This window comes from Novosphingobium sp., from assembly GCF_036820275.1.
In the GTDB taxonomy this organism is placed as follows: Bacteria; Pseudomonadota; Alphaproteobacteria; order Sphingomonadales; family Sphingomonadaceae; genus Novosphingobium.
This window is the reverse complement of sequence record NZ_DAISLT010000016.1, coordinates 63,272-89,663: the sequence shown is the minus strand read 5'-3', so window position 1 is coordinate 89,663 and position 26,392 is coordinate 63,272. Positions and strand designations below refer to the sequence as shown.

General features: G+C 65.0%; 17 protein-coding genes. 8 read left to right on the top strand and 9 right to left on the bottom strand.

Annotated features, from left to right (window positions below; translation table 11 throughout):
- Positions 1-19: 19 nt before the first annotated feature.
- Positions 20-940, top strand: coding sequence for a M14 family metallopeptidase (locus tag V7066_RS14350; protein ID WP_334183718.1), 921 nt, complete (start codon positions 20-22; stop codon positions 938-940).
- Between the two features lie 153 nt (positions 941-1,093).
- Positions 1,094-1,912, top strand: coding sequence for a MipA/OmpV family protein (locus tag V7066_RS14345; protein WP_334183717.1), 819 nt, complete (start codon positions 1,094-1,096; stop codon positions 1,910-1,912).
- A 69-nt stretch (positions 1,913-1,981) separates the two neighbouring features.
- Here V7066_RS14345 and V7066_RS14340 read toward each other — a convergent pair whose 3' ends face one another.
- From V7066_RS14340 to V7066_RS14330, 3 genes are all read right to left on the bottom strand, one after another.
- The gene (locus V7066_RS14340; protein ID WP_334183716.1) at positions 1,982-3,421 is read right to left on the bottom strand and encodes an NAD-dependent succinate-semialdehyde dehydrogenase; all 1,440 of its coding nucleotides are present in this window, start codon (positions 3,419-3,421) and stop codon (positions 1,982-1,984) included.
- A gap of 144 nt (positions 3,422-3,565) precedes the next feature.
- Entirely contained in the window at positions 3,566-3,772 is a 207-nt protein-coding gene (locus V7066_RS14335) for a hypothetical protein (protein ID WP_334183715.1), read from the bottom strand.
- A 52-nt stretch (positions 3,773-3,824) separates the two neighbouring features.
- On the bottom strand, positions 3,825-6,224 hold the full coding sequence (locus V7066_RS14330; protein ID WP_334183714.1) for a DUF3772 domain-containing protein: 2,400 nt from the start codon (positions 6,222-6,224) through the stop codon (positions 3,825-3,827).
- Between the two features lie 601 nt (positions 6,225-6,825).
- Here V7066_RS14330 and V7066_RS14325 point away from each other — a divergent pair.
- Complete coding sequence (locus V7066_RS14325) at positions 6,826-7,548, top strand: DsbA family protein (RefSeq protein ID WP_334183713.1); 723 nt, start codon at positions 6,826-6,828, stop codon at positions 7,546-7,548.
- A 151-nt stretch (positions 7,549-7,699) separates the two neighbouring features.
- Here the strand turns inward: V7066_RS14325 and V7066_RS14320 are convergent, their stop codons facing one another.
- The 4 genes from V7066_RS14320 to V7066_RS14305 form a co-directional block, all read right to left on the bottom strand.
- Positions 7,700-10,720 carry a TonB-dependent receptor domain-containing protein gene (locus V7066_RS14320; RefSeq protein WP_334183712.1) on the bottom strand — a complete coding sequence of 1,007 codons (3,021 nt, stop codon included), beginning with the start codon at positions 10,718-10,720 and terminating at the stop codon, positions 7,700-7,702.
- Positions 10,721-10,850: 130 nt separating this feature from the next.
- Positions 10,851-11,846 (bottom strand): N(4)-(beta-N-acetylglucosaminyl)-L-asparaginase, encoded by a 996-nt coding sequence (locus V7066_RS14315; protein ID WP_334183711.1) that lies wholly within the window; start codon positions 11,844-11,846, stop codon positions 10,851-10,853.
- 260 nt (positions 11,847-12,106) lie between these two features.
- Positions 12,107-14,443, bottom strand: a complete 2,337-nt coding sequence (locus tag V7066_RS14310; protein WP_334183710.1) for a GH92 family glycosyl hydrolase — start codon at positions 14,441-14,443, stop codon at positions 12,107-12,109.
- A 224-nt stretch (positions 14,444-14,667) separates the two neighbouring features.
- Positions 14,668-14,913 carry a hypothetical protein gene (locus tag V7066_RS14305; protein WP_334183709.1) on the bottom strand — a complete coding sequence of 82 codons (246 nt, stop codon included), beginning with the start codon at positions 14,911-14,913 and terminating at the stop codon, positions 14,668-14,670.
- 88 nt (positions 14,914-15,001) lie between these two features.
- Here V7066_RS14305 and V7066_RS14300 point away from each other — a divergent pair, with 88 nt between their 5' ends.
- The 5 genes from V7066_RS14300 (at position 15,002) to nagE (ending at position 22,506) form a co-directional block, all read left to right on the top strand.
- The gene (locus V7066_RS14300; protein ID WP_334183708.1) at positions 15,002-15,748 is read left to right on the top strand and encodes a copper homeostasis protein CutC; all 747 of its coding nucleotides are present in this window, start codon (positions 15,002-15,004) and stop codon (positions 15,746-15,748) included.
- A 207-nt stretch (positions 15,749-15,955) separates the two neighbouring features.
- Positions 15,956-17,002 carry an SIS domain-containing protein gene (locus tag V7066_RS14295; RefSeq protein ID WP_334183707.1) on the top strand — a complete coding sequence of 349 codons (1,047 nt, stop codon included), beginning with the start codon at positions 15,956-15,958 and terminating at the stop codon, positions 17,000-17,002.
- Entirely contained in the window at positions 16,999-18,144 is a 1,146-nt protein-coding gene (gene nagA / locus V7066_RS14290; RefSeq protein ID WP_442947334.1) for an N-acetylglucosamine-6-phosphate deacetylase, read from the top strand. The genes V7066_RS14295 and nagA overlap by 4 nt, the downstream gene beginning before the upstream one ends.
- Before the next feature lie 28 nt (positions 18,145-18,172).
- On the top strand, positions 18,173-20,770 hold the full coding sequence (ptsP, locus tag V7066_RS14285) for a phosphoenolpyruvate--protein phosphotransferase (RefSeq protein WP_334183705.1): 2,598 nt from the start codon (positions 18,173-18,175) through the stop codon (positions 20,768-20,770).
- Complete coding sequence (gene nagE, locus V7066_RS14280) at positions 20,767-22,506, top strand: N-acetylglucosamine-specific PTS transporter subunit IIBC (protein WP_334183704.1); 1,740 nt, start codon at positions 20,767-20,769, stop codon at positions 22,504-22,506. Before ptsP ends, nagE begins: the two co-directional genes overlap by 4 nt.
- Positions 22,507-22,736: 230 nt before the next feature.
- On the opposite strand, the gene galA is transcribed toward nagE, so the two are convergent.
- A complete protein-coding gene (gene galA / locus V7066_RS14275; RefSeq protein ID WP_334183703.1) occupies positions 22,737-25,652 on the bottom strand; it encodes a beta-galactosidase GalA in 2,916 nt (971 codons plus the stop codon).
- Positions 25,649-26,389: a GntR family transcriptional regulator gene (locus V7066_RS14270; protein ID WP_334183702.1), complete on the bottom strand. Its 741-nt coding sequence runs from the start codon at positions 26,387-26,389 to the stop codon at positions 25,649-25,651. The genes galA and V7066_RS14270 overlap by 4 nt, the downstream gene beginning before the upstream one ends.
- Positions 26,390-26,392 lie beyond the last annotated feature (3 nt).

Sequence of the window (26,392 nt, the reverse complement as noted above, 5' to 3'; positions counted from 1 at the left end):
TTTGCCGAAAGAGAACGCCATGACCGACACTGCATTCTATCCGATCGGCACGCCCGGCCAGCCCTGGGGTGAGGCGGAGCGCGACGAATGGCGCGCGCGTCAGATCCGCCGCCGCCGGTACGACGAGGATGTGGTGCCGCGCATCGAGGCCCTCGCGCAGCGCTACGAGCGGATCGCCTATGGCGCGCTGGACTATGCGGGTGAGCGCTATACGCTCTTCGCCCTGCGCAGCACCTCTCACGATCCCGCCCTGCCGACCGCGCTCGTGACCGGCGGCGTGCACGGCTACGAGACCAGCGGGGTGATGGGCGCGCTCGAATTCCTCGAAAAGCGTGGTGGGGACTATGCGGGCCGGGTCAACCTGCTGGTGGCGCCTTGCGTCAGCCCCTGGGGCTACGAGCGGATCAACCGCTGGAACTACGATGCGATCGATCCCAACCGCAGCTTCCGGCCCGGCAGCGAGGCGCGGGAAGCGGCGGCGCTGATCGATCTCGTCGCAGCGCAGCCGGGGCCGTTCCTTCTCCACATCGACCTGCACGAGACCACCGACAGCGACGAAGGCGAGTTCCGCCCCGCCCTCGCCGCGCGCGACGGCAAGGACTATGAGCCGGACGTGGTGCCCGACGGTTTCTATCTCGTGGACGATGCCGAAAACCCGCAGCCAGCGTTCCAGCAGGCGATCATCGCCGCGGTTGCAGAGGTCACGCATATCGCGCCGCCGGACGGTAACGGCGATATCATCGGCTCGCCGGTGGTCGCGCACGGGGTGATCGAATATCCGCAGAGGCGCTATGCCATGTGCGCTTCGGTGACCGGCGCGCGCTATACCACGACGACCGAAGTCTATCCCGACAGCCCCCGCACCACCCCGGAGGAATGCAACGCAGCGCAAGTCGCCGCCGTCTGCGCGGCGCTGGACCATGCGCTGGAGCAGGCCTGAGTTCGTTACGGTGATTTCATGGAGCCGTCACGCAGGGGCAAGCTGCCGCCTGCGAAAGCGGCATCCATGGTCATCCTGCACAGACGTCCGCTGCGGCGCAAAACCGCGATTGCTGCATTTCATGCGTTAGCGGCCTGCGCTGTTGTAGCGGGGTTGGGCGCTCGGCCCGCCGCGGCGCAGGACGTTTCAGGCCGACCGGACGACCTGAAGATCGGCGGCGACCGGGTCTCGGTGGGGCTGGGCATTGCCTCCACCCCTACTTATGTCGGTTCCGACAGTTCCCGGATCGTGCCTATGGCGGCGATCCAGGGGGAGGTCTCCGGGATCAGCTTCAATACCCAGGGGACGGCGATCTATGTCGACGCGGTGCCGTCCTCCGGCAAACCCGGCTGGAAGCTGGAACTCGGCCCTCTGGCGGCGCTGCGGCTGGAGCGGACCGGCGCGTTCGGCAATCCGGCGGTGCGCGCGCTGGGCAAGCTCGACAAGGCGGTGGAACTGGGCGGTTCGATCGGCATCCAGCGTACCGGCGTGCTGACCAGTTCCTACGATACGCTCTCGCTCAGCATGTCCTGGCAGCACGATGTGGCGGGCGCCCATTCCAGCTATGTCGCCAGTCCCGAGATCGATTACGACACGCCGCTGTCCGAGCATGCCTTCGTCTCGTTTTCGGCCTCCGCCGACTATGTCGGGCGGGGGTTCGGACGCTATTATTACGACGTGGACGATGCGGGCAGTCTGGCAAGCGGGCTTCCGGCTTACGACGGGGCCGACCGGGCCGGTTGGAAGGACTGGAACCTCAGCACGATGGCCGTGCATTCGATTTCCGGCAACCTGCTCCACGGCGTGGGGGTCTTCGTCACCGGCGGCTATCAGCGGCTGCTCGGGGCCTATGCGCGGTCGCCGCTCGTTGCCGATGTCGGCAACCGCAATCAGTGGAGCGGCGCGGTGGGGCTGGAATATACGTTCCGGTAACGCGCAGACGAAAAGAGAGCCGCCCCTTGCGGAGCGGCTCTCTTGTTACGCCCGGGACTTTCGTGGCGCTCAGACGTTCGCAATCACGACGGCGCGGGTGTTGAGGTAGTTGTCCAGCGCTTCGGGGCCGCCTTCGGTGCCGTAGCCGGAATCCTTGATGCCGCCGAAAGGCAGTTCCGCCGAGGAGGCTGCGGGCGTGTTCACCCAGAGCATGCCCACTTCGACGCGCCGGGTCAGCAGGTCGGCATTGGCCAGCGAGCGGGTGAAGGCATAGCCCGCCAGCCCGAACGAGAGGCGGTTGGCCTCGGCGATCGCTTCCTCCAGCTTGTCGAAGCTGCGAATGCCCGCGACAGGGCCGAACGGCTCGTCGTTGAACAGGCGAGCGTCGAGCGGCACGTCGGCCAGGACGGTGGGCTGCCAGAAGTTGCCGGTGTCGCCGATGCGCGCACCGCCTGCGAGCACGCGGGCGCCCCGCGCCACCGCGTCCTGCTGGAATTCGGCCATGGCGGCAAGGCGGCGGTCGTTGGCGAGCGGGCCCATCTGGGTGCCGTCGTCCAGACCGTCACCCACGACGACGCCCTTCGCCAGTTCGGCCATAGCTTCGGCGAACTGCTCTTTGACGCTGTTGTGAACGAGGAAACGGGTCGGCGAGATGCAGACCTGACCGGCATTGCGGAATTTGGCGCGACCGGCGCTGCGCACCGCGAGGTCGATGTCGGCGTCCTCGCAGACGATGACCGGGGCATGGCCGCCAAGTTCCATCGACACGCGCTTCATGTACTTGCCGGCCTGCGCGGCGAGCAGCTTGCCGACCGGGGTGGAGCCGGTGAAGGTGATCTTGCGGATCACCGGGCTGGCGATCAGGTATTCCGATATCTCGGCGGGATTGCCGTAGACGAGGTTCAGCACGCCCTCGGGAATGCCCGCGTCCTGGAAGGCGCGGATCAGCGCGGCGGGGCTGGCCGGGGTTTCCTCGGGCGCCTTGACGATCATCGAGCATCCGGCAGCGAGACCGGCGCCGATCTTGCGGACAACCTGGTTGATCGGGAAGTTCCACGGCGTGAAGGCGGCGACCGGGCCGACCGGGTCCTTGATGACCATCTGGCGCACGGTGATGTCGCTGCGATGCGGAACCAGGCGGCCGTAGACGCGGAAGCCTTCCTCCGCGAACCAGTCGATGATGTCGGCGGCGGCCATGGCCTCGCCCCTGGCTTCGATCAGCGGCTTGCCCTGTTCCTGCGTCATCACGCGGGCGATCTCGTCGGCGCGCTCGCGCAGGAGGGCGGCGGCCTTGCGCATGATCGTGCTGCGCTGGGCGGGCGTGTAGTCGCGCCAGATCTCGAAGCCGCGATCCACGGCTTCCAGCGCCTGGTCGAGGTCGGCGCGACCGGCATGGGCGACGCGGCCGATTTCCTGTCCGGTGGCCGGGTTCTCCACCGCCAGCGTTTTACCATCGGCGGCATCGCGCCATTCGCCATTGATGAAAAGCTGGGTATCCGGATAGGCCATTCGTGAACTCCTTTACGCGCGGCGGGCGAACCGGCCGGTCCGGTCATATCGGGAGCGTGAGCCGCGCCCGCAACCAGCTGATCCCGTGCGATTGGAGTTCATGGGGTTGCCCTTTTTGCATCTGTAGCGATGCAAATGAGGGCGTCAGGAGGGTTTGCCGTTCCGGCGCTTCTCGGCGATCTTCTTCGCGGCATAGCCGCCGAGCGCCGCTGCGGCGATCCCGGCCAGCCCGAACCGGCGCAGCACCGTCGCGGCCACGACCCCGGCGATCGCGCCGCCGGTTTCGTCCACCCCCGATACGTGCTTGGCGATGCGCTTGCCCGCGATGCCACCGATGATCTTGCCCAGCATATCGTGATCTCCTTTGCCGAAATTAGCGCGCGAGGCGGCTGAAGGTTCCGCCTCAGGTGGCGGGATCGGAGGCTTCCGGCGGTGCGAAGGACAAGTGTTCGCCCGGCGCCAGTTCGAGGCGCTGCGCTGTCGTGCCGATGTCGATCCCGGCTTCGGCAAAGCGCCTCAGCAGCTCGATGAAGATCCGGCTGCGGGCGCGGTAGACCTCGCGCGGGGAACCGACATGGGCGAAGCAGTTGAAGACGACCCGGCCGTCGGTGATGGAATCGATGTAGGCGGCCGGAGCGGGCGCCTCGATCACCGCGCTTTCCCCGGCGAAAGTGCCGAGCACGATGCCCAGCACGGAGTCGACATCGGTGCCCAGCGCGACCGAGAACTGGATCTGGATACGCCCGAGCGGGCTGGAAAGCGTCTTGTTCAGCACCGACTTGGTGATGAGTTCCGAATTGGGAACGATCAGCGTCGAGTGGTCGGCCAGGGTGATCTCGGTCGAGCGCACGCTGATGCGCTTCACGTCGCCTTCGTCGGTGCCGACGCGGACCCAGTCGCCGATCTTGATCGGACGCTCGGCCAGCAGGATGAGGCCGGAAACGAAGTTCTGCGTGATCGCCTGAAGGCCGAAACCGATGCCGACCGACAGGGCCGAGAGCAGCAGGGCGATGCGCTCCACGCCGATGCCCAGCGAGGCCAGCGCCCAGATGATCGCCAGGGCAATGCCGACGTAGCGCGCCACCAGGCTGGCCGAGTTCTGCGCCGATCCGTCGAGGTCGGTGGCGGGCAGGTAGCGCTTCTCCAGCCAGCTCATGAAGGCGCGGACGAGGGCAAGGCCAATCGCGAGGACGACCATCGAGCGCAGGATCGCGCCCGGGGAAATCGCCACGCCGCCGATTTCGATGCCTTGAGCCGCTGTGGCCAGCCGGCCGAAGAAGCTGCCTATGCCCTCGCCGCCGCCGAACGGGGACATCAGCATGGCCAGCGCCAGCAGCACGAGCGTGATGCGCAGGAGGCCGGAGAAGAGCACGCCGAACTGGTCGACCAGGCTACCGCGCAGGCCCACGCTGCGGACCAGCGCTACGCCGAGGCGGCTGTCCCGGTTGAACAGCAGCGTCGCCGCATCGTCGGCCGTGCCCAGCAGCAGGTAGAGCGCCGCAGCCACGATGCCGAGCCAGATGACGATGCGGGCGACGGAGAGACTGAGGCTGACATAACCCAGCGTCAGCGCGAAGAGAGCAAGGATCACTAAGACCCATGTGACCAGCGTCACCACCGCCAGCCCGGCACCGGTATGGCTGTCCTTGTCATCCTCCAGCTCCGCGCGGCGTGCACGCATTCGGCCCAGCGCAAGCAGGAAGGCCCCGATCCAGCCCAGGTGAAGCAAGGCTTCGGTCATCTGCCAGGCGCTGATCGTGGCGCGGCTGACGTCGACGGCCTTGTTGAAGGAGTCCAGGAGGATGCTGACGAAAGCGATTCCGGCCAGAACCCAGGTAAGGGGTCTCAGATGCGCGGAGGTCTCGTCGCTGAGCGGCGCCAGGCGCCATGAGGCCTGCTTGCGCATGAGCAGCGCGCCGGTCAGTGCGGCGGTGAAGGCGGCGAAGCCGGTGGCGGCCACGAAACCGCCCAGCAAGTCGGACCATCGTTCCGGGAAGAGGCCCGCCCATTGGAAGCCCTGAACCAGTGCCAGGGCCGCGAGCAGCGGCGAGGCGGTGCCGACGAGGACGCGCCAGAGCGCGAAGACCGAGCGGCGTATGCGATGGCCGGGGGCAGTGCCGATCAGATGGCGTTGGCCGAGGCGGCGGCACGCGACGCGCAAGGGGAACAGCAGAAGGAAGGCGGCCACCATGCCCAGCAGCGCCTGCCACGGCAGTCCGCCGCGCCAGTGCTTGCCGATCTGCTCCACGCCTTGCGAGAGGAACACGTCCACCTTGCGCAAGTCGCGGGGGAAGGCGCCGAGCAGATCGCTCCAGAAGGCCGGGGCAAGGGGGGAATCGACGCGGGAGGTCAGCGTTTCGTTGAGCTGCTCTGCCTGGCTGCGGTCCATTTCGTCGATAAGCTGCTGCGCCTCGACATCGGCGAGACGGCCGCGCTTGATCGCGGCATCGACTTTCGCCCGCTCGCTGGCCAGGCGCTTGCGCTGCTGCTGGATTTCGGGCGCTTCGGTGACGCCTTCGGTGACCGGGCCGAGCCCGGCGATGCGGGCGTCGACGAGCGCCAGCTGGTCGTCGAGCTGACCGGCGGACGACTTCGCTGCCTGCTGGGCGGCCAATGCCCTGGCCCGGAGGTCCGACCTCTCGTCGGAAGAGAGGCGGGTGTCGAGACCACGGTCGATCGCGCGCAGTTCCGCCTCGGCCTGGACGATCTGGACCGCCGGATCGGCAGGCGGCGCGACTTGCGCCGCGGCCGGCAGGCTCGCGGCGGCGAGAAGGAAGGGAATCGCACGTAAAAGGAAGCGCATCTGAAGGTATCTCTAAGGCGAACTGCGAGACCTGCGCCAAAGCATGGGTGCGCGATAAACACCAGACTTGAGTCGCGCGATACGACTTGATGCCGTTCGGGTACGACGGGTAGCAATTTTAAATCGATTTTTGAATAAATGGAATCCTGCCGCCTAAAATTAGGCGGCAGGGGTATCACTTATAAATTAACATTCCTGTCGGCACTCTGATAGGGCTGTCTGGGTTTTTTCTGTGCACACAAAAGGATTGCTCGATACGTTGCAAAGCGAGGATGCTGCATAATATTGATTCAAACAGGCGTTCACACAGGCTTGATAATTATTGGAGGATGTTTGAGCTTGGGAAGCCATTGAGAGGGAAAGCGCGCCAAGGAGAGTTGCAAATGCAAATTTCAATTTCATGAGGCATCCTTTTAGTGTTGCTATGACGGGAAATTCCGAAAAGCTCGGCAACAGGTAAAGATGGTTTTGCGTTGCAACAACAAGTTTTTTAAATATAGATGTTAAAAAAATTTAACATGCAGTATTTATTGATATTGAAATTACATGTAACTAGTGCAAGAAAGTGTTATGCTTTGAGTGCTTATTTTAAAGGATTTTTGTGAGTAAATTGAAAATTGAAAATTTTGCTACGTCAAAATTCATTAAAGAATGGGGTGTATTTGGAATATTTTTGATTTTAACGTTAGGTGTTCTGTGGAAACTTTTGCCGTTATATATAGATTATAGAATAAGCTTATATATAAAAAATAACCATAGCTATATATCAGATTTGTCTGCTCGAGGAAATAGTTCTTTAAGCAAGATTGACGAGTTGAATTTGTTGAAAAAATATAGAAATGAAATTTTTGATGGAATTTCTGATATAAAGGGTGGTGATTTAGACAGATCTATAGTGGTGTTTTCGGACTATAACTGTTCATTTTGTAAATCTGCTGAAATTGCATTCGGCAATGATCTCAAAAAAGTCATAAATGGTCGGAAAATAATATACCACGAATTGCCTATTCTTTCGCAATCATCCGTTGATGTTGCTAAGTTGGCCATTGTTGCCAACGAGTTAGGCCTTTACAAGGGCTTTAGAGCGGCAATGATCGAAATTGCACATCCTACGGAGCAGGATGGTTTTGCTTTCTTCCAAAAAGCCGGTTTTAGTCGGGATCGGATAATAAAGCTTCGCGATAGTGATCGGGTGGCTGAGAATTTAGAAAAAGATATCCAGCTTGCCAAAAATCTTAAAATAGAAGGCACTCCGGCCATAATATTAAATGGTGAAATACTTCGTGGTTGGAATGAAGGTGCTTTTCGCAAGCTTTTATTTTAAAATATCAATTTTCTGAAAATCGGATTTTTTCGCGCGCTTGTTCGAGTGCAGCATAATCCAATGAGAAATCCCAGTTCCATTTATCCAGAAATCTCTCAGGAGAAAGTTTCCCGTGCCGGAACGCTGCAAGCATTCCGGCACGGGATCACGATCAGAAGTTGACGGTCGCGCCGATCGCGATCTGACGGCCGAGGGAGTCGTAACGGGCCGAGAGCGTGTTGCTGCGCGACAGGCCGTAGCCGTACGAGTTCGGCAGCAGCGGCGGCAGCTTGTCGAAGATGTTGTTCGCGGAAATGCGGAACGAATAGGCCGCATCGACGCGGAACGTCAGGGCAAGGTCGAAGTAGTTCTGCGCGCCGATGCGGTAGAACGTCTCGCGCTCGGTGCTGGCGTTTCCGCCCAGCGCCGGGTCGTTCGAGTTGCTGACGTTGGTCAGCGGACCGACGTAGCGCCAGTTGAACGAGGCGTTGAAGAAACGATCCTCGGTCGTGTAGGTGGCGCGCAGGCTGTGGGTCCACTTGGGGATCAGCTGGCCGCAGGTGCCGCCGTAGTATCCGGCACAGTTGTACTTCGGCAGGATCGGCGAATCCTGGCCACCCGCCAGCGTCGTCAGCGAACCGGCGAAGTCCAGCGCGAGGGTGCCGTACTTGCCGAGGCCCTTCGAGTACTGGCCCTGGAAGTCCCAGCCATGCGACTTGCTCTTGTAGTAGTTGGTCGTGCCGCCGCGGATGAAGCCGGTGGTCGGGTTGCTTTCGGGGTTGCTCGACAGCGTACCGTCGGCATTGCGCACGAACATCGAGCAGAAGAAGTCGCTGCCGGTCTGGAGACAGCCGTTCGAGAAGTAGTCGTAGTCGTTGAAGCCGATCGAATCGTTGAGATTGATCATGAAGCGGTCTGCCGAAACGACGAGGCCGGGCAGGAACGACGGCTTCAGCACGACGCCGAAGGTCTTGGTATAGGCGGTCTCAGGGTTGACGGTAAAGCCGCCTCGGCGAACCGTGCAGCCTATGTCCGTCGGACAGATCAGAGTGGGGCTGCCATACAGGCTGTCCGCCAGGCCGGTCGCAGCGCACACCTCGCGCGAAGCGGCTGGCGCGCCATAAACCGGCACACGTTGACCATTGGCATCAGTGGTATACGAGACGGTCGGCGCGCAGATGTCGTTGTAAGTTGGCGTAATGCGATGGGCTTCTATGTTGGAGCCCTGATAGGCCTCCACCACGGTCGGCGCACGCTGGGCCTTGTTGATCGAGCCGCGGAAGGTGATGTCCGGGATCGGCGCCCAGATCGCCTCGGCCTTCCAGGTCGAGAAGGTACTGGGGTTGGAGCTGTACTTCGAAAGGCGGTAGGCGCCGTTGAACTGGAGCAGATCGGCGAAAGGCTTGTGTTCCATGATCGGAACCTGCAGCTCGACGTTGCCTTCCCAGACGTTCTGGGAAAGGTTGCTGTCCGAACCACCCCAGTTTTTGCGCCAGACGTCGTCGGCGTAGCTCTTCAGCTTGTCCTCGCGGAACTCGGCGCCCAATGCGATGGCGACGCCCTGTTCGGCCCAGGGCGACTGGATGCCGTAGGTGCCGAGGTCGCCCTGCACGGTGGCCACCACGTTGGAGAGCGTGTTGATCGTGGTGCTGGTGCCGAACTCGGTCAGGTAGTCCAACAGCGCCTGGCCGTTGGTGGCCGAATTGGCGCTGAAGGCGTCGAAGGGAAGGCAGCCGTCAGCCGAGCCGGAGGCGCACTGGAGCTGGCCGTTGACGTTGACGACATTGAGCGCGTTGTTGACACGGTCGTAGTTGGGACGGCCGTAGGTCGTGTCCATGCGGTTGCGGGCGTAGACGCCGCCCAGGTCGTAGCTCCAGCCCTGTGCGAACTGGCCGCGGACGCCGGCGGTCGCGCGCAGGCCCTGATTGAGGTAGGAATCCGAGATCGGGCGCGCGTTGTTGAAGCGATAACGCACGTCGAGCGGTGCGAGAGTATCTGTGCCAGCATTGGAACCGCAGATGGTTTGCGCCTGCGAGGCCGACATCAGCGGATTGTTGCAGTTCACATAGTACGACAGAGGATCGTCTGGGTTTATGGGGTCGTTACCGTACGTGCCCGGAGTAAGGACACGTGCAGGATAAGGGTTGCTTGAGCGGTCGCGGAACCACATGACGCTGCCATAGAGTTCGGCGGCGTCGGACAGTTCGAACGAGGTGAAGCCGCCCGCATTCCAGCGCTTGTTAGCGCGTTGGAAGGAGTAACCGTCATAAGGATTGGCGGCATAGGCATCCCCATAAGGCAGGAGAGTGCGCGAACCGTCAGGATTGTTGACGAACTGTTGGTCATCGGCTGCACCCGAACGGGGCGAGATGTAGCCGTAGGGCGTGTAGGTCGACACCGAACAGCCGAGCGGGCCGTCCTTGCCGGTTTGAATGAGTTCGCAACCCGCCGTCTCGCGCGAGGAGAACGGTACCAGTGCCGCCTCGCGGTAGTTGACGTAGCCGCTGATGTGGAAGCGGTTGTCGAACAGCTTCTTGCCGAAGGTCAGCGAGATGTCCGAGCGGCCGCCGTCAATGGCGGTGCCGCGCGCGGGCTGGTCGAAGCCGTACTGGCTGGCGACGTCCGATACCAGCGTGCGCTTGTTCTTGTGCAGGTAGAAGTTGTAGTTGCCGTTGAGCTGGATGCCTTCGAAGTCGTCATCCATGATGAAGTTGACGACGCCCGCAACCGCGTCCGAACCGTAGACTGCCGAGGCGCCGCCGGTCAGCACGTCGACGCGCTTGATCAGCGAAGTCGGGATCATGTTGGCGTCGACACCGTTCATGGTGCCCACGCGCTTACCGTCGACCAGCGTCAGGGTGCGCTCGAAGCCGAGGTTGCGCAGCTTGATGCGCTGGCGGCCGTCGGAGTCAGAGTAGTTCTGCTGGCTGTCCGGCGAGATCTGCGGGATGCGGTTGAGCACTTCCTCGATGTTGACGGCGGCCTGGGCGCGGATCGCATCGTTGGTGACGGAGGTGATCGGCGCGGCGGCGGTCGAGTTCGGGCGGTTGATGCGCGAACCCGTCACGACGATCGAGCCCGAGGAAGCGGCACCCGCTTCGGCATCGTCAGGCGCGTTGTCCTGCGCCAGCGCCGGAGTGGCGAGGCCGGTAATGCAGGTCGTGGCCAAGAGTATTTTGGTAATCTTCCTCATGCGATAGCCCTTTTCTTCCCTGATACGTTGTTGGCCCGGAGCGTTTCCGGCCTGAATTTTAGCCAAATTTTGGTTGTCTTGATCCGTTGCCGGTCGTTACCGGCATGTTCCGTTGCCTGATGTTGCGCGTTCAGGCGCGGCGGAGGCTTTGCGACGGGTGGACGGTGGTGCGTCCGCTCGCGTCGGTGACCGCGTAAGTGAAGCCGGGCTGGATCGCGAAGGCGCCGACCTCGCCGTCCTTGTCGATCGCCAGGAAGGCCACCTGGGCGTCCTTCACGGCATCTCCGCGCAGCTTGACGATATGCTCCACGGCTTCGCGGCAGGCCGCCATGGCCGACATTCCCATGCGCATCGAGCCGACGACGCGCGCCGCTCCGGCAATGCGGGTCACTTCCTCGCCGACGCCGGTGGCCGTGGCCGCGCCGACACCGGGTTCGACCAGCAGGCCGCAGCCCGACTGCGGCGAATCGCCGACCCGTCCGCGCAGCTTGAAGGCCATTCCGGAGGTGGTGCAGGCACCCGCAAGGCGGCCGTCCGGGCTGCGCGCGAGGATGCCGATGGTGTCATGGTCGAGCGCCGAACCGCGCTGGTTCTCGATATTGGCGATCGGTTTGTATTCGGCGGTCTTGAGCCATTCCTTCCAGGCCGCTTCCGCTTCGGGCGTCAGCAGGTTTTGCGAGGCAAAGCCCTGCTCGCGTGCGAACTGCGCGGCGCCTTCGCCGACGAGCATCGTGTGCGGGGTTTGCTCCATGACGCGGCGGGCGACCGAGATCGCGTGCACATAGCCTTCGAGCGCAGCAACGGCCCCGGCATGGCCGCGATCGTCCATGATGATGGCGTCGAGCGTGACATGGCCGTCCCGGTCGGGATAGCCGCCCATGCCCACGGAATGATTGGAAAGGTCCGCTTCCGGCACCTGGGCACCGGCTTCGACCGCATCGATCAGCGTGCCGCCGGCCTTCCAGCGGTTATAGGCAGCGGCATTCGCCGCGGCGCCGAAGTCCCATGTGGAGACCACGAGTGCCGCATTGCCCGCATTCTTCGCAGGAGCCGCAGCGCGCGCCGTTCCGGCGGCGGCTGCTCCGGCCAAGGCAAGCCCCAAGGTATCGCGACGCGAAATTCCCATTCCCATTCGTCCCAAGCCAATGCGACCGCTTCGATGTTCGGCGGCTGAAAACGGCTCGCCCTTCCCAAAGCTTGCCCTGAAACAAAGCTGTCATAGGTATTAAATAAATTCAATTCCAAAAATCAAATTGGCATTACATTTTTGCGATTGACCCGGAAATATGTCGCAAATTGGTCTCACGCCTAGCGCCAAAACAGCAAAAACCCGCCAGGAGAGATGGTCTCTCCCGGCGGGCTTCGAAGCGTGGTCGTGTTTTGGTTTCAGCCCTGTCGCGGCGGTTGATTCCGGGGGGCTTGGCCGAAGGACAGCTCCGGCACGTTCTGCATGTGGAAGGTCAGCTTGCCGCCCTTCATGATTTCCTCGTGGCTGATCCAGCAGCGGTCATGGGCCTTGCCGTTCCATTCGACGCGCCCGTAATAGGGCCGGTCCGAACGGTTGCCCGGCGCACTGACGATGAGTTCGCGCCCGTTGCCGAGCCGTACGCGGGCCTCCTCGAACAGCGGGCTGCCGAAGATGTAGATGCCGCTCACCGGATCGACCGGATAGAAACCGAGCGCCGAGAGCACATACCACGCGCTCATCTGGCCGCAGTCGTCGTTGCCAATCACGCCTGCCGGTTTGTCGCGGTACATCAGCGCGAGCAGGCGGCGCACCATCGCCTGCGTCTTCCAGTGCGCGCCGGTCCAGGCATAGAGATAGGCGACGTGGTGCGACGGTTCGTTGCCGTGGGCATATTGCCCGACCATGCCGCTGATGTCCGGCGGGGCGTTCTTGGGCAGGGTCGAGGGCGCGTTGAAGAAAGCGTCGAGCTTGGCTTCCAGGCCCGCCGGGCCGCCCATCGCCTCGGCCAGACCGTGGACGTCGTGCTGGTTGAGGAACGTCGCCTGCCAGCCGTTGCTTTCGGTAAAGTCGCGCCACTTGTCCCAATGGCCGAGTTCGACCGGATCGTAAGGTTCGGTCCAGGACCCGTCATCCAGGCGCGGGCGGGCGAAGCCGGTTTGCGTGTCGAACACGTTCTTCCAGTTGCCCGAGCGTGCCTTCAGTCGCGCCGCGTCGTCCGCAGCACCGGCTGCCTTGGCGATATGCGAGGCGGCATAGTCGTCATAGGCATATTCAAGCGTGCGGCTGACGCTTTCGAACACCTTGTCGGCGGGAACATAGCCCTTGGCGTCATATTCCGGGATGCCGCGGGAATTGTCGAGCACGGGCATCGTGAAGTCGAACGAGCGACGGCGGATATTGGGCCAGGCGGCGGCATAGTCGCCGGGAATGCCCTTGGCCATGGCCTCTGCCAGCACCGGCACCGAGTGCCAGCCCATCATGCAGCCGGTCTCCACGCCCTGGAGTGGCCAGACCGGCGGGCCATAGGGGCTTTGCTGGGTCTGGCGGATGAGATCGGCGACGAATTCCCCGACCCGCGCGGTCCTGATCAGCGTCTGCAAGGGGTGGAAGGCGCGGTAGGTGTCCCAGAGCGAATAGGCGCTGTAGGCTTTCTCTCCGGGGGCGAGCTGGTGCACCTTGCGGTCGAGACCCATGGTGCGCCCGTCCACGTCCGAGAACAGCGTCGGCCCGATGGCGGCGTGATAGAGCGAAGTCGCCATGATCGTGCGCTGCTCGGCACTGCCGCCGGTCACCGCGATATGGGAGAGTTCTTCGCTCCAGGCATCGGCGGCGGCCTGGCGATAGGCGGCGAAGTCGAAGTGCCTCGCCTCTGCCGCCAGGTTTGCGCGGGCGCCGGCCACGTCCACGGCCGAGACGGCGGTGCGCACGACGATCGGCGCACTCGCGGCATCGTCGAAGTGGACGGCGGCCTTCAGGCGGCGGCCCTTGACCTGCTTGCTGCCCTGCGGTTGCGGGACGTCCTTGTCGCCGAAGAATTCCACCCGGCTCGGCGGGCGTGAGAACTGCATCGCGAAATAGATGTGGCGGCCCTTGGCCCAGCGGAACACCCGCCGCTGGCCGCTGAGCGTGCCGTCGGCGTCCAGCGCCATTTCCGCGTCGTCGATCAGCGGATATTTGTCGGAAGAGTCCTGGACGAGGTGCGAGAGATCGATCAGCAGGTGGGCCGAACTGTCGGCTCCGCCCGCCGGGAAGGCGTGCCGCTGGATGCCGGTGCGCAGCGTTGCGGTGAGTTCGCTGGTGACGCCGTTTTCAAGCTGAACCCGGTAATAGCCCGGTTCCGCCTCCTCGTCGCTGTAGCGCAGGCGATAGCCTTCGTCCGGGCGATCGAGCGGTCCGGGCTGGAGGCGCACTTCGCCCCGGCAGGGCACGACGAGCACGTCCAGCATGTCGCCGATGCCGGTGCCAGACAAATGCGTGTGGGAGAACCCCAGCAACGAGGCGTCGCCGTGGTGATAGCCCGAGCAGGTGTCCCAGCGCGCGGTGTCGGTATCGGGGCTGAGCTGCACCATGCCGAAGGGCAGGGTAGCGCCGGGGAAAGTATGGCCATCGCCGCCGGTGCCGATGAAGGGATCGACTCTTGCGGAAGGTGCGGCTTCTGCGGCAATCGCCCGTGTTGCTCCGGCAGGCACGGTGGCGGCCAGCAGGGCGAGGCGGCAGGAGCCTGACATCAGGCGGCGGCGGCTCAAGGCGGTCATTTCGGGCATCCCAGTTTAAATCGGGCCTGTTTTACAAGGCCCTGTTTTATAAAAGGACGGCGCCTGTCCGCCGGGTCAAGAACCCTGGGACAGGCGCCGGCCCGTGTGCATGCAGATCTTAGTGAGGAGGAGAGGGACCTGCACGCCTTTGCACGGGACTTAGAAGCTGAATTGGGTCGCTGCGGCCAAAGGCAACGCGCGTGCGGACTTCATCGTCGTTCTCCTCATGCTCCGAAACCCGTGCGCTTCAGCAATGCATCCTGCGCATGTATGCTGCTTTGTCCTGTTGCAAGGCCAATATCATACCAATAACACAACTTAATGTCACCAAAATAGGTTTTCTTGTCCAATGGAATTTTTTTCCGGTAGCTGAAAGCGGCGTTCTGGTGCTTGGAACTCCGGAAGGGCGTTGCGGCCGGCTCGCGCTGGGCTATCGACCGGAAACGGCGTGGGGTGGTGTAGCAGGCCAAAATATGTCCAATTCGCGTTCTCGCGAATCGCTCCGGCACGAACCGGACAACTGAGCCGGACAAGGCGAAATCATAGGAGATCGGCGAAGTGCTTGAAGTCTGTGTCGAGGATTCGGCAGGCATTGCCGCAGCGGTTGCTGGCGGCGGCGATCGCATCGAGCTTTGCAGCGCACTGGCGCTGGGCGGTCTGACCCCGCCGCGGTCGCTGGTTCGCCTCGCTGCGGCGGCCCCGATTCCGGTGCATATGCTCTGCCGTCCGCGCGAAGGCGACTTCGTCTATGATGCCCACGAAGTCGCGCAGGTGCGGGACGATATCGATCTCGCTGCTGAGGCCGGTCTTGCGGGAATCGTGATCGGCGCGGGATCGTCGCATGGGTTGGACCTTGGAATTCTGGGTGAATGGCTGGACCATGCCCAAAGTGCCGGGGTCGCACGGGGCGCGCGTCTGTCGCTGACCCTGCACCGCGTGTTCGATTTGCTGGACGATATGGAAAACGGCCTGGAGCAGGCGGTCGCGATGGGTTTCGATCGCATCCTGACGTCCGGCGGGGCGGTGCGGGCGCCAGAGGGTGCGCGCATGTTGGCGCACCTTCACGAGTTGGCGGCGGGCAGAATCGTGATTCTTGCAGGCGCCGGCGTCTCTGCTGAGGCGGTTCCCGTACTTCGCGAGGCCGGGATCGTCGAATTCCATGGCTCCTGCCGGAAAGTGGGCGGCGTGGCCGAAAATGCCGCTGCGATGGCGCGACTGGAAGAGCTGGGTTTCCAGAAAGGCGCGAGGGCGGTCGCGGATTCGGCGGAAGTGGCCCGTCTCAAGGCTGCAATCGAACGGCTGTGAGGCTGGGGCGAGCGCAGTCTTCTTTCCAGCGAATTCCTCGGAAGGTGCGGGGCGGGCAAGAAAATCGCCGAACCTGCGCGAAACCAATTGCGCATCGCGTGGAGTTCGGGAATACCAATATAGAACTTATCCGAGATTGGTAAGCAGTCGTTCCGGTTTGGCGCACCCTTCGCCGACCGGCCGCGACGTGCAGGAGAGTCCCAAGACATGCAGTCCGACGCCGCAAATCCTTCGCTTTCCCTGATGGCCCGCGAGGCCGCCGAGGCTCCGCAGGCCGTGCGCAGCTTCCTGCAGAACAACCGCACCGTTCTGATGAAGCTGGCCCAGGAACTGCGCGACGATCCGCCCTCGGTGGTGGTGACCTGCGCCCGCGGCTCTTCCGACAATGCGGCGACTTATGCCAAATACCTGATCGAGACCCTGGCAGGCGTGCCGGTCTCCTCGTCGGCGCTCAGCGTGTCCTCGGTGTTCGGCGCCGAGATGCAGCCCGGCCGGGTGCTGGTGATCGCGATCTCGCAGAGCGGCCGCAGCCCGGACCTGCTCGCCGCCGTCGAAGCGCATCGCCGGGCGGGTGCCCGCGTCGTCGCGCTCGTCAACGACGAGACCGCGCCGCTCGCCGATCTGGCGCACTGGGTGCTGCCGCTCCATGCCGGTCCCGAAAAGTCGGTGGCGGCGACCAAGTCCTACATCGCCTCGCTCGCCGGGGTGGCCGCGCTGGTGGCGCACTGGACCGGCGATGCCCCGCTCGGTCTAGCGCTGGAGCGCCTGCCGGAAGGTCTGGAAGTGGCCGCCAACACCGCGCCTTTCGATCTCGTCGGCGAGTTGTCGCAGGCGAACAATCTCTTCGTGATCGCGCGCGGATACGGTTTCGGTATCGCCCAGGAAGGCGCGCTCAAGCTCAAGGAGACCTGCGCGCTCCATGCCGAGGCCTATAGCGCAGCCGAAGTGCGCCACGGCCCGATGACGATCATCAACGAAGGCTTCCCCATCGTCGCCTTCGCCACGTCCGACGCCAGCGGCGAGAGCGTGCGCGGGGCGGCGGCGGAATTCGCCGGTCGCGGCGCGCAAGTCGCGCTGATCGATGCCGAGCAGCCGTTCGGGGGCAGCACGCTGGCCGCGCTTGCGGGCCATGCCGCGCTGGAGCCGTTGCTGATGATCCAGACCTTCTATCCGCAAGTGAATGCGCTTTCGCTTGCACGCGGGCTCGACCCGGACAATCCCGCCCACTTGCGCAAGGTAACCGAGACTCTCTGATGAAAATCGCCTTCGTCAACGGCAACGTCTATCTGGATCGCGCCTGGGCGCGAGACGCCGTGGTGAGCGTGGAGCAGGGCCGCATCGTTTCGGCGCAGCGTGGGCCCGAGGCCGACCATGAGGCCGATGAGGTCGTCGACCTCGACGGCGGCTGGCTGGTGCCGGGCTTCATCGACGTGCAGGTCAACGGCGGCGGGGGCGTGTTGCTCAACGATGCGCCGACGCGCGAAGGAATCGCCACCATTGCCGCCGCGCATGCGCGCTTCGGCACGACCGCGCTGCTGCCCACGCTCATCAGCGCGACGCCGGATGTGATCGCGCGCGGTCTCGACGCCACCGACGAGGCGATCGCGGCGGGCGTGCCCGGCTGCATCGGCATCCACGTCGAAGGCCCGGTGCTCAACGTCAAGCGGCGCGGCATCCACTCCGAGGGCAACCTGCGCAAGCTGGACGACGAGATGGTCGACCTGCTGACGCGGCCCCGCGCCGGTAAAGTGCTGTTCACGATCGCGCCCGAGTACCTCCATGCCGATCAGGCCCGGGCTTTGATCGAGGCCGGGGTCGTGCTGGCGATGGGCCACTCCGACGCCGACTACGAGACCGCCCGCGCCGCCTTCGACATGGGCGTGACCGGCGTGACGCACTTGTTCAACGCGATGTCGGCGCTGCATCACCGCAACCCCGGCATGGTCGGCGCGGCGCTGGAGAACCGCTCGGCCTGGTGCGGACTGATCGCCGACGGCTACCACGTCCATCCCGCCGCCATGCGCGTGGCGCTGGCCAGCCGCCCGCTAGACCGTTTCGTGCTGGTGACGGATGCGATGTCCTGCGTCGGCTCCGACCTCACCAGCTTCGAACTGGACGGCCGCGAGATCACCGTCGCGGAAGGGCGCTGCGTCGGTGCCGACGGCACGCTGGCGGGCGCTTCGCTGGACATGGCGGCCGCCGTGCGCAATGCCGTGGACATGGCGGGGCTTTCAGTGGGGCAGGCGGTCGATATGGCCAGCGTGCAACCCGCCGAATTCCTCGGTCTCGCTTCGGAACGAGGCGTGATCGCTGCCGGTCGCACTGCCGATTTCGTCCAACTCGACCGCGCCATGGCGCCGCAGGCGACGTGGATCGCCGGCGAACGGGCATTCTGACATTGAATTCTGGAGACAAGCCACAATCATGACTGCCTCCGTTTCTTCTACCATGACTGCCGACCGGACCATGACTCCCGCCGGGCACACCATCGTCGTCAAGGCTCCGCTGGAGGGCTGGCTGGCGCCGCTGACCGAAATTCCCGACCCGGTCTTTGCCGGAGGGATGCTCGGTGACGGCGTCGCCATCGATCCTACCGGCTCGGTGCTGTACGCGCCTTGCGCCGGCACCGTGGCCTCGCTCGCCGCGACCGGCCATGCCGTGACCCTGCGTCTCGAAGGCGGCGCGGAACTGCTGGTCCATCTCGGCGTCGATACCGTGGCGATGGGTGGACGCGGTTTCACGCCGCTCGTTCGGCAGGACCAGAGCGTGGCGGCGGGCGATCCGCTGGTGCGCTTCGATATCGATGCCGTGGTGACGGGCGCGGCCAGCGCGATGACGCCGGTGCTCCTGCTCGCAAGCGAGGAATGGACGCTGGATTCGAAGCGCGAGCCCGGTCCGGTCAAGGTCGGCGACGCGGTGATGACGCTGCGCCGGGTGGCGGCGGAAGGTGCTGCTCCGGCGGATGCTTCCGCATCGGCGGACGAGGAACTGGTGCGCGAACTGTCGGTGCCGCTGCGCCACGGTATTCACGCCCGTCCGGCCGCGCGTTTGCGGCAGGTCGCGACCTCGTTCGATGCCGTCGTGCGCATGGAGATCGCGGGCAAGTCCGCCAGCTTGCGCAGCCCGGTCGGCGTATTGGCGCTGGGGATCAAGCTGGGCGACACTATCTCGCTCCACGCGCGGGGAACGCAGGCCGGTGAAGTGCTCGATGCGCTGGAGGCCCTGATCGCCAGCGGCATGGGCGAACTCGCTCGCGACGACGAACAGCCCGCACCGCAGCCGGTGCGCGCTGCCGTTCCCGCACCCGTCCAGCGCCGCGCCACGGCAATTGCGGCGGACGGTACGCTGGCAGGCGTCGTCGCCGCGCCGGGCGTGGCCGTAGGGCAGGCGGTTCATTATAAACTCGGTGAAATCGAGATTGCCGAAGGTTCGGGCAATCCCGCGACCGAGCGCGCTCTGCTTGGCGCCACGCTGGCGGAACTGCGCGCGAAGATTGCGCAGGAGAGCGAAGGCGCGCCGGATCATGCGGCCTCGATCCTGGCGGCCCATGCGGTCATGCTGGAGGACGAAGACCTCATCGCCGTTGCACATGAAGCCATGGCGAAAGGCGAAAGCGCCGGAGCGGCCTGGCGGTTGGCGATCGGCTCGCAGGTCGATCTCCTGCTGCGTTCGGGCGACGCCCGTCTGGCCGAGCGCGTGAACGACATGCGCGATCTCGAGCGGCAGGTGCTCTCTGCGCTGGTCGGCGGCGATGCCATGGGCTTCGCGCTTCCCGAGAATGCCGTGGTGATTGCCGAAGACCTGCTGCCTTCGCAGCTCATGGCGCTCGATCCCGAGCGGCTGGCGGCGATCTGTCTCGTCAACGGCGGGCCGACTTCGCACGTCGCCATTCTCGCCGCCGGACTCGGCGTGCCGATGCTGGTGGCTATGGGGACCGCGCTTGACGGAATTGCCGAGGGAACGGTTCTGGTCGTCGATGCCGCCGCCGCGCGGCTCGAAACCGGTGCTTCGTCGGAGCGGATCGACGGCGTTCGCGAGCAGCTTGCCACGCAGGCCGCCCGACGTGCCGCCGCGCTCGAAGCCAGGGGGCCGTGCCATACGGCGGACGGCAGCCGGATCGAGGTCTTCGCCAATCTCGGCTCGCTGGCCGATGCCCGTCAGGCCATGGCCAACGGCGCGGAAGGCAGCGGGCTATTGCGCAGCGAGTTCCTCTTCGTGGAGCGCGCCCAGGCGCCGAGCGCGGCGCAGCAGCTGGAGACCTATCAGGCGATCGCCGATGTGCTGGAGGGTCGACCGCTGATCGTGCGCCTGCTCGACATCGGCGGCGACAAGCCCGCGCCGTTCCTGCCGATGGCGCCCGAGGAAAACCCGGCGCTGGGCCTGCGCGGCATTCGCGTCGGCCTCGCCTATCCTGAACTTCTGGAAGCGCAGGTCGAGGCGATCCTCAGCGTGCGGCCTGCCGGGCAGTGCCGGATCATGGTGCCGATGGTTGCCAGCCTGTCCGAACTGCGCGCGGTGCGGGCGGTGGTGGACAGTGTGGCGGCGCGGCTGGGTCTGGCCGAGCCGGTGTCGCTGGGCATCATGGTCGAGACGCCCGCTGCCGCCGCGACTGCCGATATCCTTGCGCGCGAGGCCGATTTCCTTTCGGTGGGGACCAACGATCTCACCCAGTATGCGCTGGCCATGGACCGGGGCAATTCGGCGGTGGCCTCGGCCATCGACGGGCTCCATCCGGCGGTCCTGCGCCTAATCGCGTTGACCTGCGAGGGCGGGGCGCGGCATGGACGCTGGACCGGCGTCTGCGGTTCGCTGGCATCCGATCCGCTGGCGGTGCCCTTGCTGCTGGGCCTCGGCGTGGCGGAGCTTTCCGCGACGCCTGCCCAGGTGCCGGACATCAAGGCGCTGGTGACGGGCCTCGACCTTGAACGCTGCCGAGCGGTGGCCGCGCGGGCGCTGGAATGCGGTTCCGCAGGCGAAGTGCGCGAACTTGTACGGGAAATTCTGAAGGAGCAGGGGGCATGAGGCGCGTTCTCGAAACACTGCAGCCGTTGGGCCGTGCGCTCATGCTGCCGATCGCGGTGCTGCCGGTGGCGGGGCTGCTGTTGCGCCTCGGCCAGCCGGACCTGCTCGACATCGCGCTGCTGAGCGCGGCGGGCGATGCGCTGTTCTCGCACCTCGGCCTGCTGTTCTCGATCGGCGTCGCCACCGGCTATGCGCGTGACGGCAACGGCGCCGCCTGCCTTGCGGGCATCGTCTGCTTCCTCGTCGCCACCGAAGGCGCCAAAGTGATCATGCCGGTGCCGCCGGGCATCGATCCGGCGCTCGCGAAAGACGCTTTCGCAGCGGCGGTGGCCGCAGCCAAGAGCCAGGCCATCGGACGGCTCGACGTACCGATCGGGATCATCTCGGGACTTGTCGGCGGGCTGTTCTACAACCGCTTCTCGGCCATGAAGCTGCCGGAATACCTGGCCTTCTTCGGCGGGCGCCGGTTCGTGCCGATCGTATCGGGTGTAGCCGGTCTGGTCATTGCCAGCGTGGTCGGCTTCGGGTTCCAGCCGATCGTCGTCGGCATCGACGGGGTCAGCCACGGCATCACCGGGCTGGGCGGCTTCGGCCTGTTCCTGTTCGGCCTCATCAACCGGCTGCTGCTGGTGACCGGCCTGCACCACGTCTTCAACAACCTGTTCTGGTTCGTCTTCGGCGATTACAACGGCGCCCACGGGGACATCCGCCGCTTCTTCGCCGGCGATCCTACCGCCGGACCGTTCATGACCGGCTTCTTCCCGGTCATGATGTTCGGCCTGCCCGCCGCCTGCCTCGCCATGTACCGCGCGGCCCGGCCGGAGCGGCGCAAGGCGGTCGGCGGCATGTTCTTCAGCCTCGCGCTGACCTCGCTGCTGACCGGCGTGACCGAGCCGATCGAGTTCAGCTTCATGTTCCTCGCCCCGGTGCTCTACGCGATCCACGCGGTACTGACCGGCGCGGCGATGTGGCTGACCGATGCCTTGGGCATGCACCTCGGCTTCGGGTTCTCGGCAGGCCTGTTCGACTACGTGCTGAATTTCGGCAAGGCGACGCGCCCGCTGCTGCTCGTGCCGGTCGGCCTCGTCTACTTCGCGGTCTACTACGGCGTGTTCTCCTTCGCGATCCGCAAGCTCGACCTCAAGACCCCCGGCCGCGAGGACGAGGATCTTGCAGCACCGGCGGAGGCCGAGGCATCGGCGGAAGCCACGCGCGGTCAGGCCTATCTCGCGGCACTGGGCGGCAGGGACAATCTCGTGGAGGTTTCTGCCTGCACCACGCGCCTGCGCCTTATCATCGCCGATCACGGCGCGGTGGACGAGGCACGGCTGAAGGCGCTAGGCGCGCGCGGCATCGTGCGTCCTTCGGACAAGGCGCTTCAGGTGATCCTCGGCCCGGTGGCGGACATCGTCTCGGTCGAAATCCGCGAGGCCATCGCGGCAGGACCTGCGGCGAGCACGCCAGTCGCGAATCTGGGTGCGGCTCCGGTATCGGCCGCTGCCGAAAGCCCGGCGCCGACGCAGCTTCCGGCGAACCTCGTGCAGGCGCTCGGCGGTGAAGGCAACGTGCGCGGCGCGGCACGCTACGGCAATCGCCTGCGGGTCGAACTGGCAGATGCCTCGGTGATTGGGGAAGCGGCGCTCACCGCCGCCGGGGTGCGGGCCATCGGTGCGACTGAAGGCGGGGCGGTACATCTGCTGTTCGCCGCCGCCGACCTCGACCGCATCGCCGCCTGATCGAGCACTGACTTAGCCAGTCAAACACTCGTCATTGCGAGCATAGCGAAGCAATCCAGAGTCGGTCTCATGCCGCTCTGGATTGCTTCGCTATGCTCGCAATGACGAAGGTTGTTGTGCGGCCCGAAAGCGTGAGCGCGGGCGAGATAGGGCCGGACGGCCAGTGATCGGATGCGAAGGCCGGTAGCCGCCCGCGCTTCGTCATTTGCACGAAGCGCGGGCGGCTTGAATCAGGCCGAAACGTAGACCCTGCCGGTCAGCCCGCTGGAGCTGCCGTCCGCCGCCTGGATCAGGACGACGAGGGTTCGCGCGCCATTGCCTGCGGGGATGGCCGCCGTCAGGTCTCCCGGAGCTGCACTGGCCTTGCGTGCGACGAGCTTGCCGTCGAGCCAGATTTCCGCCGCGCCGGTGACTTCGCCGAAGTGCAGCGTACCGCCTTGGGCACCCACCTTCCTCCACGGCGTGAACCGGGTGCGATAGCTGCGCCATCCGGCATTTCCGGCAGGCGCGGCTGCGCCGGATCGCACGAAGTCCCACGAATTGTTGTCGCCGTCCACGGGGGCCAGAGCCGGATCGGGCTTCTGCGCGAACAGGGCGGAACGGCGCCAGTCGGTGATCGGCATTTCCGCCGGGACGACCGGGACTTGCGCTCGCGGCTGCCGGGGCGCGCGGGCGAGGCTAAGACGCGCTGAACGCAGGCCGCTCGTGCTTGCCTCCAGCGTCAGCCGCTGGCCGCTGGCATCGCCTTCGACGATGACTTGCGCGAGGCCGTTGAACAGCGCGCGTTTGCTGCCCTTCTCGCTCGCGTGGTCGTTCGGATTGCCGTTGCCGAGGCCGATGATCCGCCCCCCGGAGATCCGGAATTCGACCGGTAGGTTCGCCGTCGGTACATGGCGTCCGCGCGCATCCACGCAGTCCACGGTGATCGCCTGCACGTCCTCGCCGTCGCTGGCGAGGGCCTGCCGCGCAGGCGTCAGGCGCAGCGCGACCGGCGCGCCCACGGTCTCATGCACCGCGCTGGCGACGACCTTGCCGTCCCGCAGCGCGAGGGCTTCGATCCGGCCGGGGCGATAGGGCACCTGGAAGGTGTGGCCCATGATCCGGTCGGCGGCGGGTACGCGCTCGATCACTTCGCCGTTGAGGCGCAGTTCGATGGCCTCGGCATTGGTGATCGCGAAGATTTCCAGCGTCTGGCCCTCTCGTCCGGGCCAGGTCCAGTGGGGCGCCAGCCAGATCACCGGGGCATCCTCGCGCCAGTGGGCGGAATGGATGCCGAAAGCGGTCTTGGGGAAGCCGCAGAGGTCCATCACGCCGAAGAAGCTGCTGGTCGAGGGCCAGGCATAGGGCGTCGGTTCGCCGTGGTAGTCGAAGCCGGTCCAGACGAAGCCACCCGCCACGAAAGGCCGCTCGGCGATCATCTTCCAGGTCTCGCGGTGGGTCGCGCCCCAGGAGGCGGCTTCCTTGTCGAACGAGGTGATCACCTGCTGCCCCGGGATGGACTCAAAAGCCCCCCGCGTTTCGTAGGCGCTGGTGTCCTCCGAACTGGTGATCGGCTTGTCTGGGTGCAGGGCGTGGAACTTGTCGTAGTCGGCCTGGTAGTAGTTGAAGCCCATGACATCGACGACGGTGGAGACATTCTCCGGGTTATAGAACGATCCGTTCATCGCCGCCGTCACCGGGCGCTGGGTGTCGAGTTCGCGGACGGCCTTGCGCATTCGGCGGACCATCTCGACGCCCGCATGGGTGCCTTGCATCGGCTCCTCGTTGAACACCGACCAGAGCACGATCGAGGGGTGGTTGCGGTCTCGTCGGACCATCCATTCGAGCTGCGCCAGATAGTCCGGCGCGGGGTTGAACAGGCGGTTCTCGCCCATGACCACGAAGCCCAGTCGGTCGCACCAGTCCAGCACTTCCTTGGCGGGGGCATTGTGCGACATGCGGATGGCGTTGCAGCCCGTCGCCTTCAGGCGTTGCAGCCGCCAGAGCGCCAGCGCGTCGGGGATCGCGGTGCCGACGCCGGTGTGGTCCTGGTGGATGCACACGCCCTTGAGCTTGGTCTCGACCCCGTTGAGGATCATGCCGCGCGCCGGATCGAAGCGAACGGTGCGGAAGCCGATGAACTGGCGCCGCGTATCGACGACTTTGCCTTCGTGCAGCAGGTCGACCTCGACGCTGTAGAGCACCGGGCTGTCGGGCGACCAGAGCTTGACCGCGCCGGGGTTCAATTCGGCGGAGACCTTCGCCTGTTCGAGCGGGGCGATCGATGTGCTGCCCGTCGTGCGGTGGATTTCACGGCCGTCGGGATCGAGCAGGCGTGCGGCAATCTCGGCCTGTCCCGCGTCTTCGCCGACGTTCGACAGGCCGACTTCCACCGGCACGCGCCAGCTGCCGTCTCCCTGATGGACCGGATCGCAGTAGACCCCGTCCGTCTCGATCGACAGGGCAGGGCGGCTGACCAGCCAGACGTGGCGATAGAGCCCGGCACCTTCGTACCACCAGCCCTCGCGCGCGGTGGCGTCGACGCGCACGGCGATCCAGTTCACCTCGTCGCCGAAGCGGGCGAAGGGGGTAAGATCGACGATGACGCTGCTGTAGCCCGACCACGAATGGGCCACTTCGCTGCCGTTCACCCAGATCGTGGCGAGCGTGGCGATACCGTCGAAATGCAGTTCGAGGCGGCGGCCCTTCTGGCTCTCGTCCAGTCGCAACAGGCGGCGATACCAGCCGATCCCGCGCGGGCGGTAGCCCTGCGAGACATTGGCGCTTTCGCTCACATCCTGCGCGATGGCCCAGTCATGCGGGAGATCGACGGCTTGCCAGTCGGAATCGTCGAAGGCGAGCGCCGCCGCACCGCGCGCGTTGCCCGCCTTGACCGAGAGGTAGGTGGCATTGTGGTCGGCCGGTTCGGCAACCGTGACATCGCCTTCGTGGAAGCGCCAGCCGCGTTCGAGCAGGGCGCGCGAAGGGTCGGTTTCGGGCAGGCGCGGCGAGGGGCCGGCAAGCGGAGCGGGCATCGGCAGCCCGTCCGGCATGCCCGGTCCGAATTGCGGGGCAGGGGCCGCGAGGGTGGAAGTCGAAAGGGCAGGCAGCAGGGTGGCGACGGCGCCGGTAGAGGCGCCGCGCAGCAGCAATTCGCGTCTTTTCATGAACCCTCGATCAGCTCGGCAACGAAGTCGTAGGAGTCGCCGCGGTAGTAGGAGCGGGTGAATTCGACGATGCGCCCGTCTCGCAGGAAGCCGTGGCGCTCGATCAACAGTCCGGCATGACCGGACTCGACGCCCAGCATCTTGGCATGCTCGGTGCCGAAGGGCACGGCGCGTAGCCGCTGGAGCGCGCGAACCGGACGATTGCCGCTCTTTTCCAGCGCGCTGTAAAGCGAATCTCCAACCACATCGAGGCTGGCGAGACAGTACCCGGCGATCGTCGAGATTTCGAGCGCGAGCGGTTCGTCGTCGGCATAGCGGATGCGGGTGAAGCGCAGCACGGTGCTGCCGGGCGCGAGGCCCAGCGCCATCGATTCCTCGGGATTGACCGCGCCGGTCATGCGCGAGACCCAGGCGCTGGAAGCCCGCTTGCCGCGCGCGGCCATGTCCTCACTGAACGAGGTCAGCTTGGAGAAGCTCTTTTCCACGCGGGAGGCAACGAAAGTGCCCGCGCCGCGCCGCCGCGTCAGCAGGCCTTCCTCCACCAGTCCCGCGATCGCCTTGCGCACGGTGATGCGCGAGACGTCGTATTCGATGGCAAGGTTGCGCTCCGGCGGAATCGCCTCATTCTGGTCGAGCACGCCTTCGGATATCGCATCGCGGATCAGCTGCTGGAGCTGGATGTAAAGCGGCGCAGCATTGTCTTCGCGCAGACGACCAATCCGGTCGGAAAATGACATTCG

Bases quoted from the DNA above. Each gene is read 5' to 3' on its own strand.
- V7066_RS14350 (WP_334183718.1), top strand. From the start codon at position 20: ATGACCGACACTGCATTCTATCCGATCGGCACGCCCGGCCAGCCCTGG.
- V7066_RS14270 (WP_334183702.1), bottom strand. From the start codon at position 26,389: ATGTCATTTTCCGACCGGATTGGTCGTCTGCGCGAAGACAATGCTGCG.
- V7066_RS14295 (WP_334183707.1), top strand. From the start codon at position 15,956: ATGCAGTCCGACGCCGCAAATCCTTCGCTTTCCCTGATGGCCCGCGAG.
- nagE (WP_334183704.1), top strand. From the start codon at position 20,767: ATGAGGCGCGTTCTCGAAACACTGCAGCCGTTGGGCCGTGCGCTCATG.
- V7066_RS14330 (WP_334183714.1), bottom strand. From the start codon at position 6,224: ATGCGCTTCCTTTTACGTGCGATTCCCTTCCTTCTCGCCGCCGCGAGC.
- V7066_RS14320 (WP_334183712.1), bottom strand. From the start codon at position 10,720: ATGAGGAAGATTACCAAAATACTCTTGGCCACGACCTGCATTACCGGC.
- V7066_RS14310 (WP_334183710.1), bottom strand. From the start codon at position 14,443: ATGACCGCCTTGAGCCGCCGCCGCCTGATGTCAGGCTCCTGCCGCCTC.
- V7066_RS14335 (WP_334183715.1), bottom strand. From the start codon at position 3,772: ATGCTGGGCAAGATCATCGGTGGCATCGCGGGCAAGCGCATCGCCAAG.
- ptsP (WP_334183705.1), top strand. From the start codon at position 18,173: ATGACTGCCTCCGTTTCTTCTACCATGACTGCCGACCGGACCATGACT.
- V7066_RS14340 (WP_334183716.1), bottom strand. From the start codon at position 3,421: ATGGCCTATCCGGATACCCAGCTTTTCATCAATGGCGAATGGCGCGAT.
- V7066_RS14315 (WP_334183711.1), bottom strand. From the start codon at position 11,846: ATGGGAATTTCGCGTCGCGATACCTTGGGGCTTGCCTTGGCCGGAGCA.
- galA (WP_334183703.1), bottom strand. From the start codon at position 25,652: ATGAAAAGACGCGAATTGCTGCTGCGCGGCGCCTCTACCGGCGCCGTC.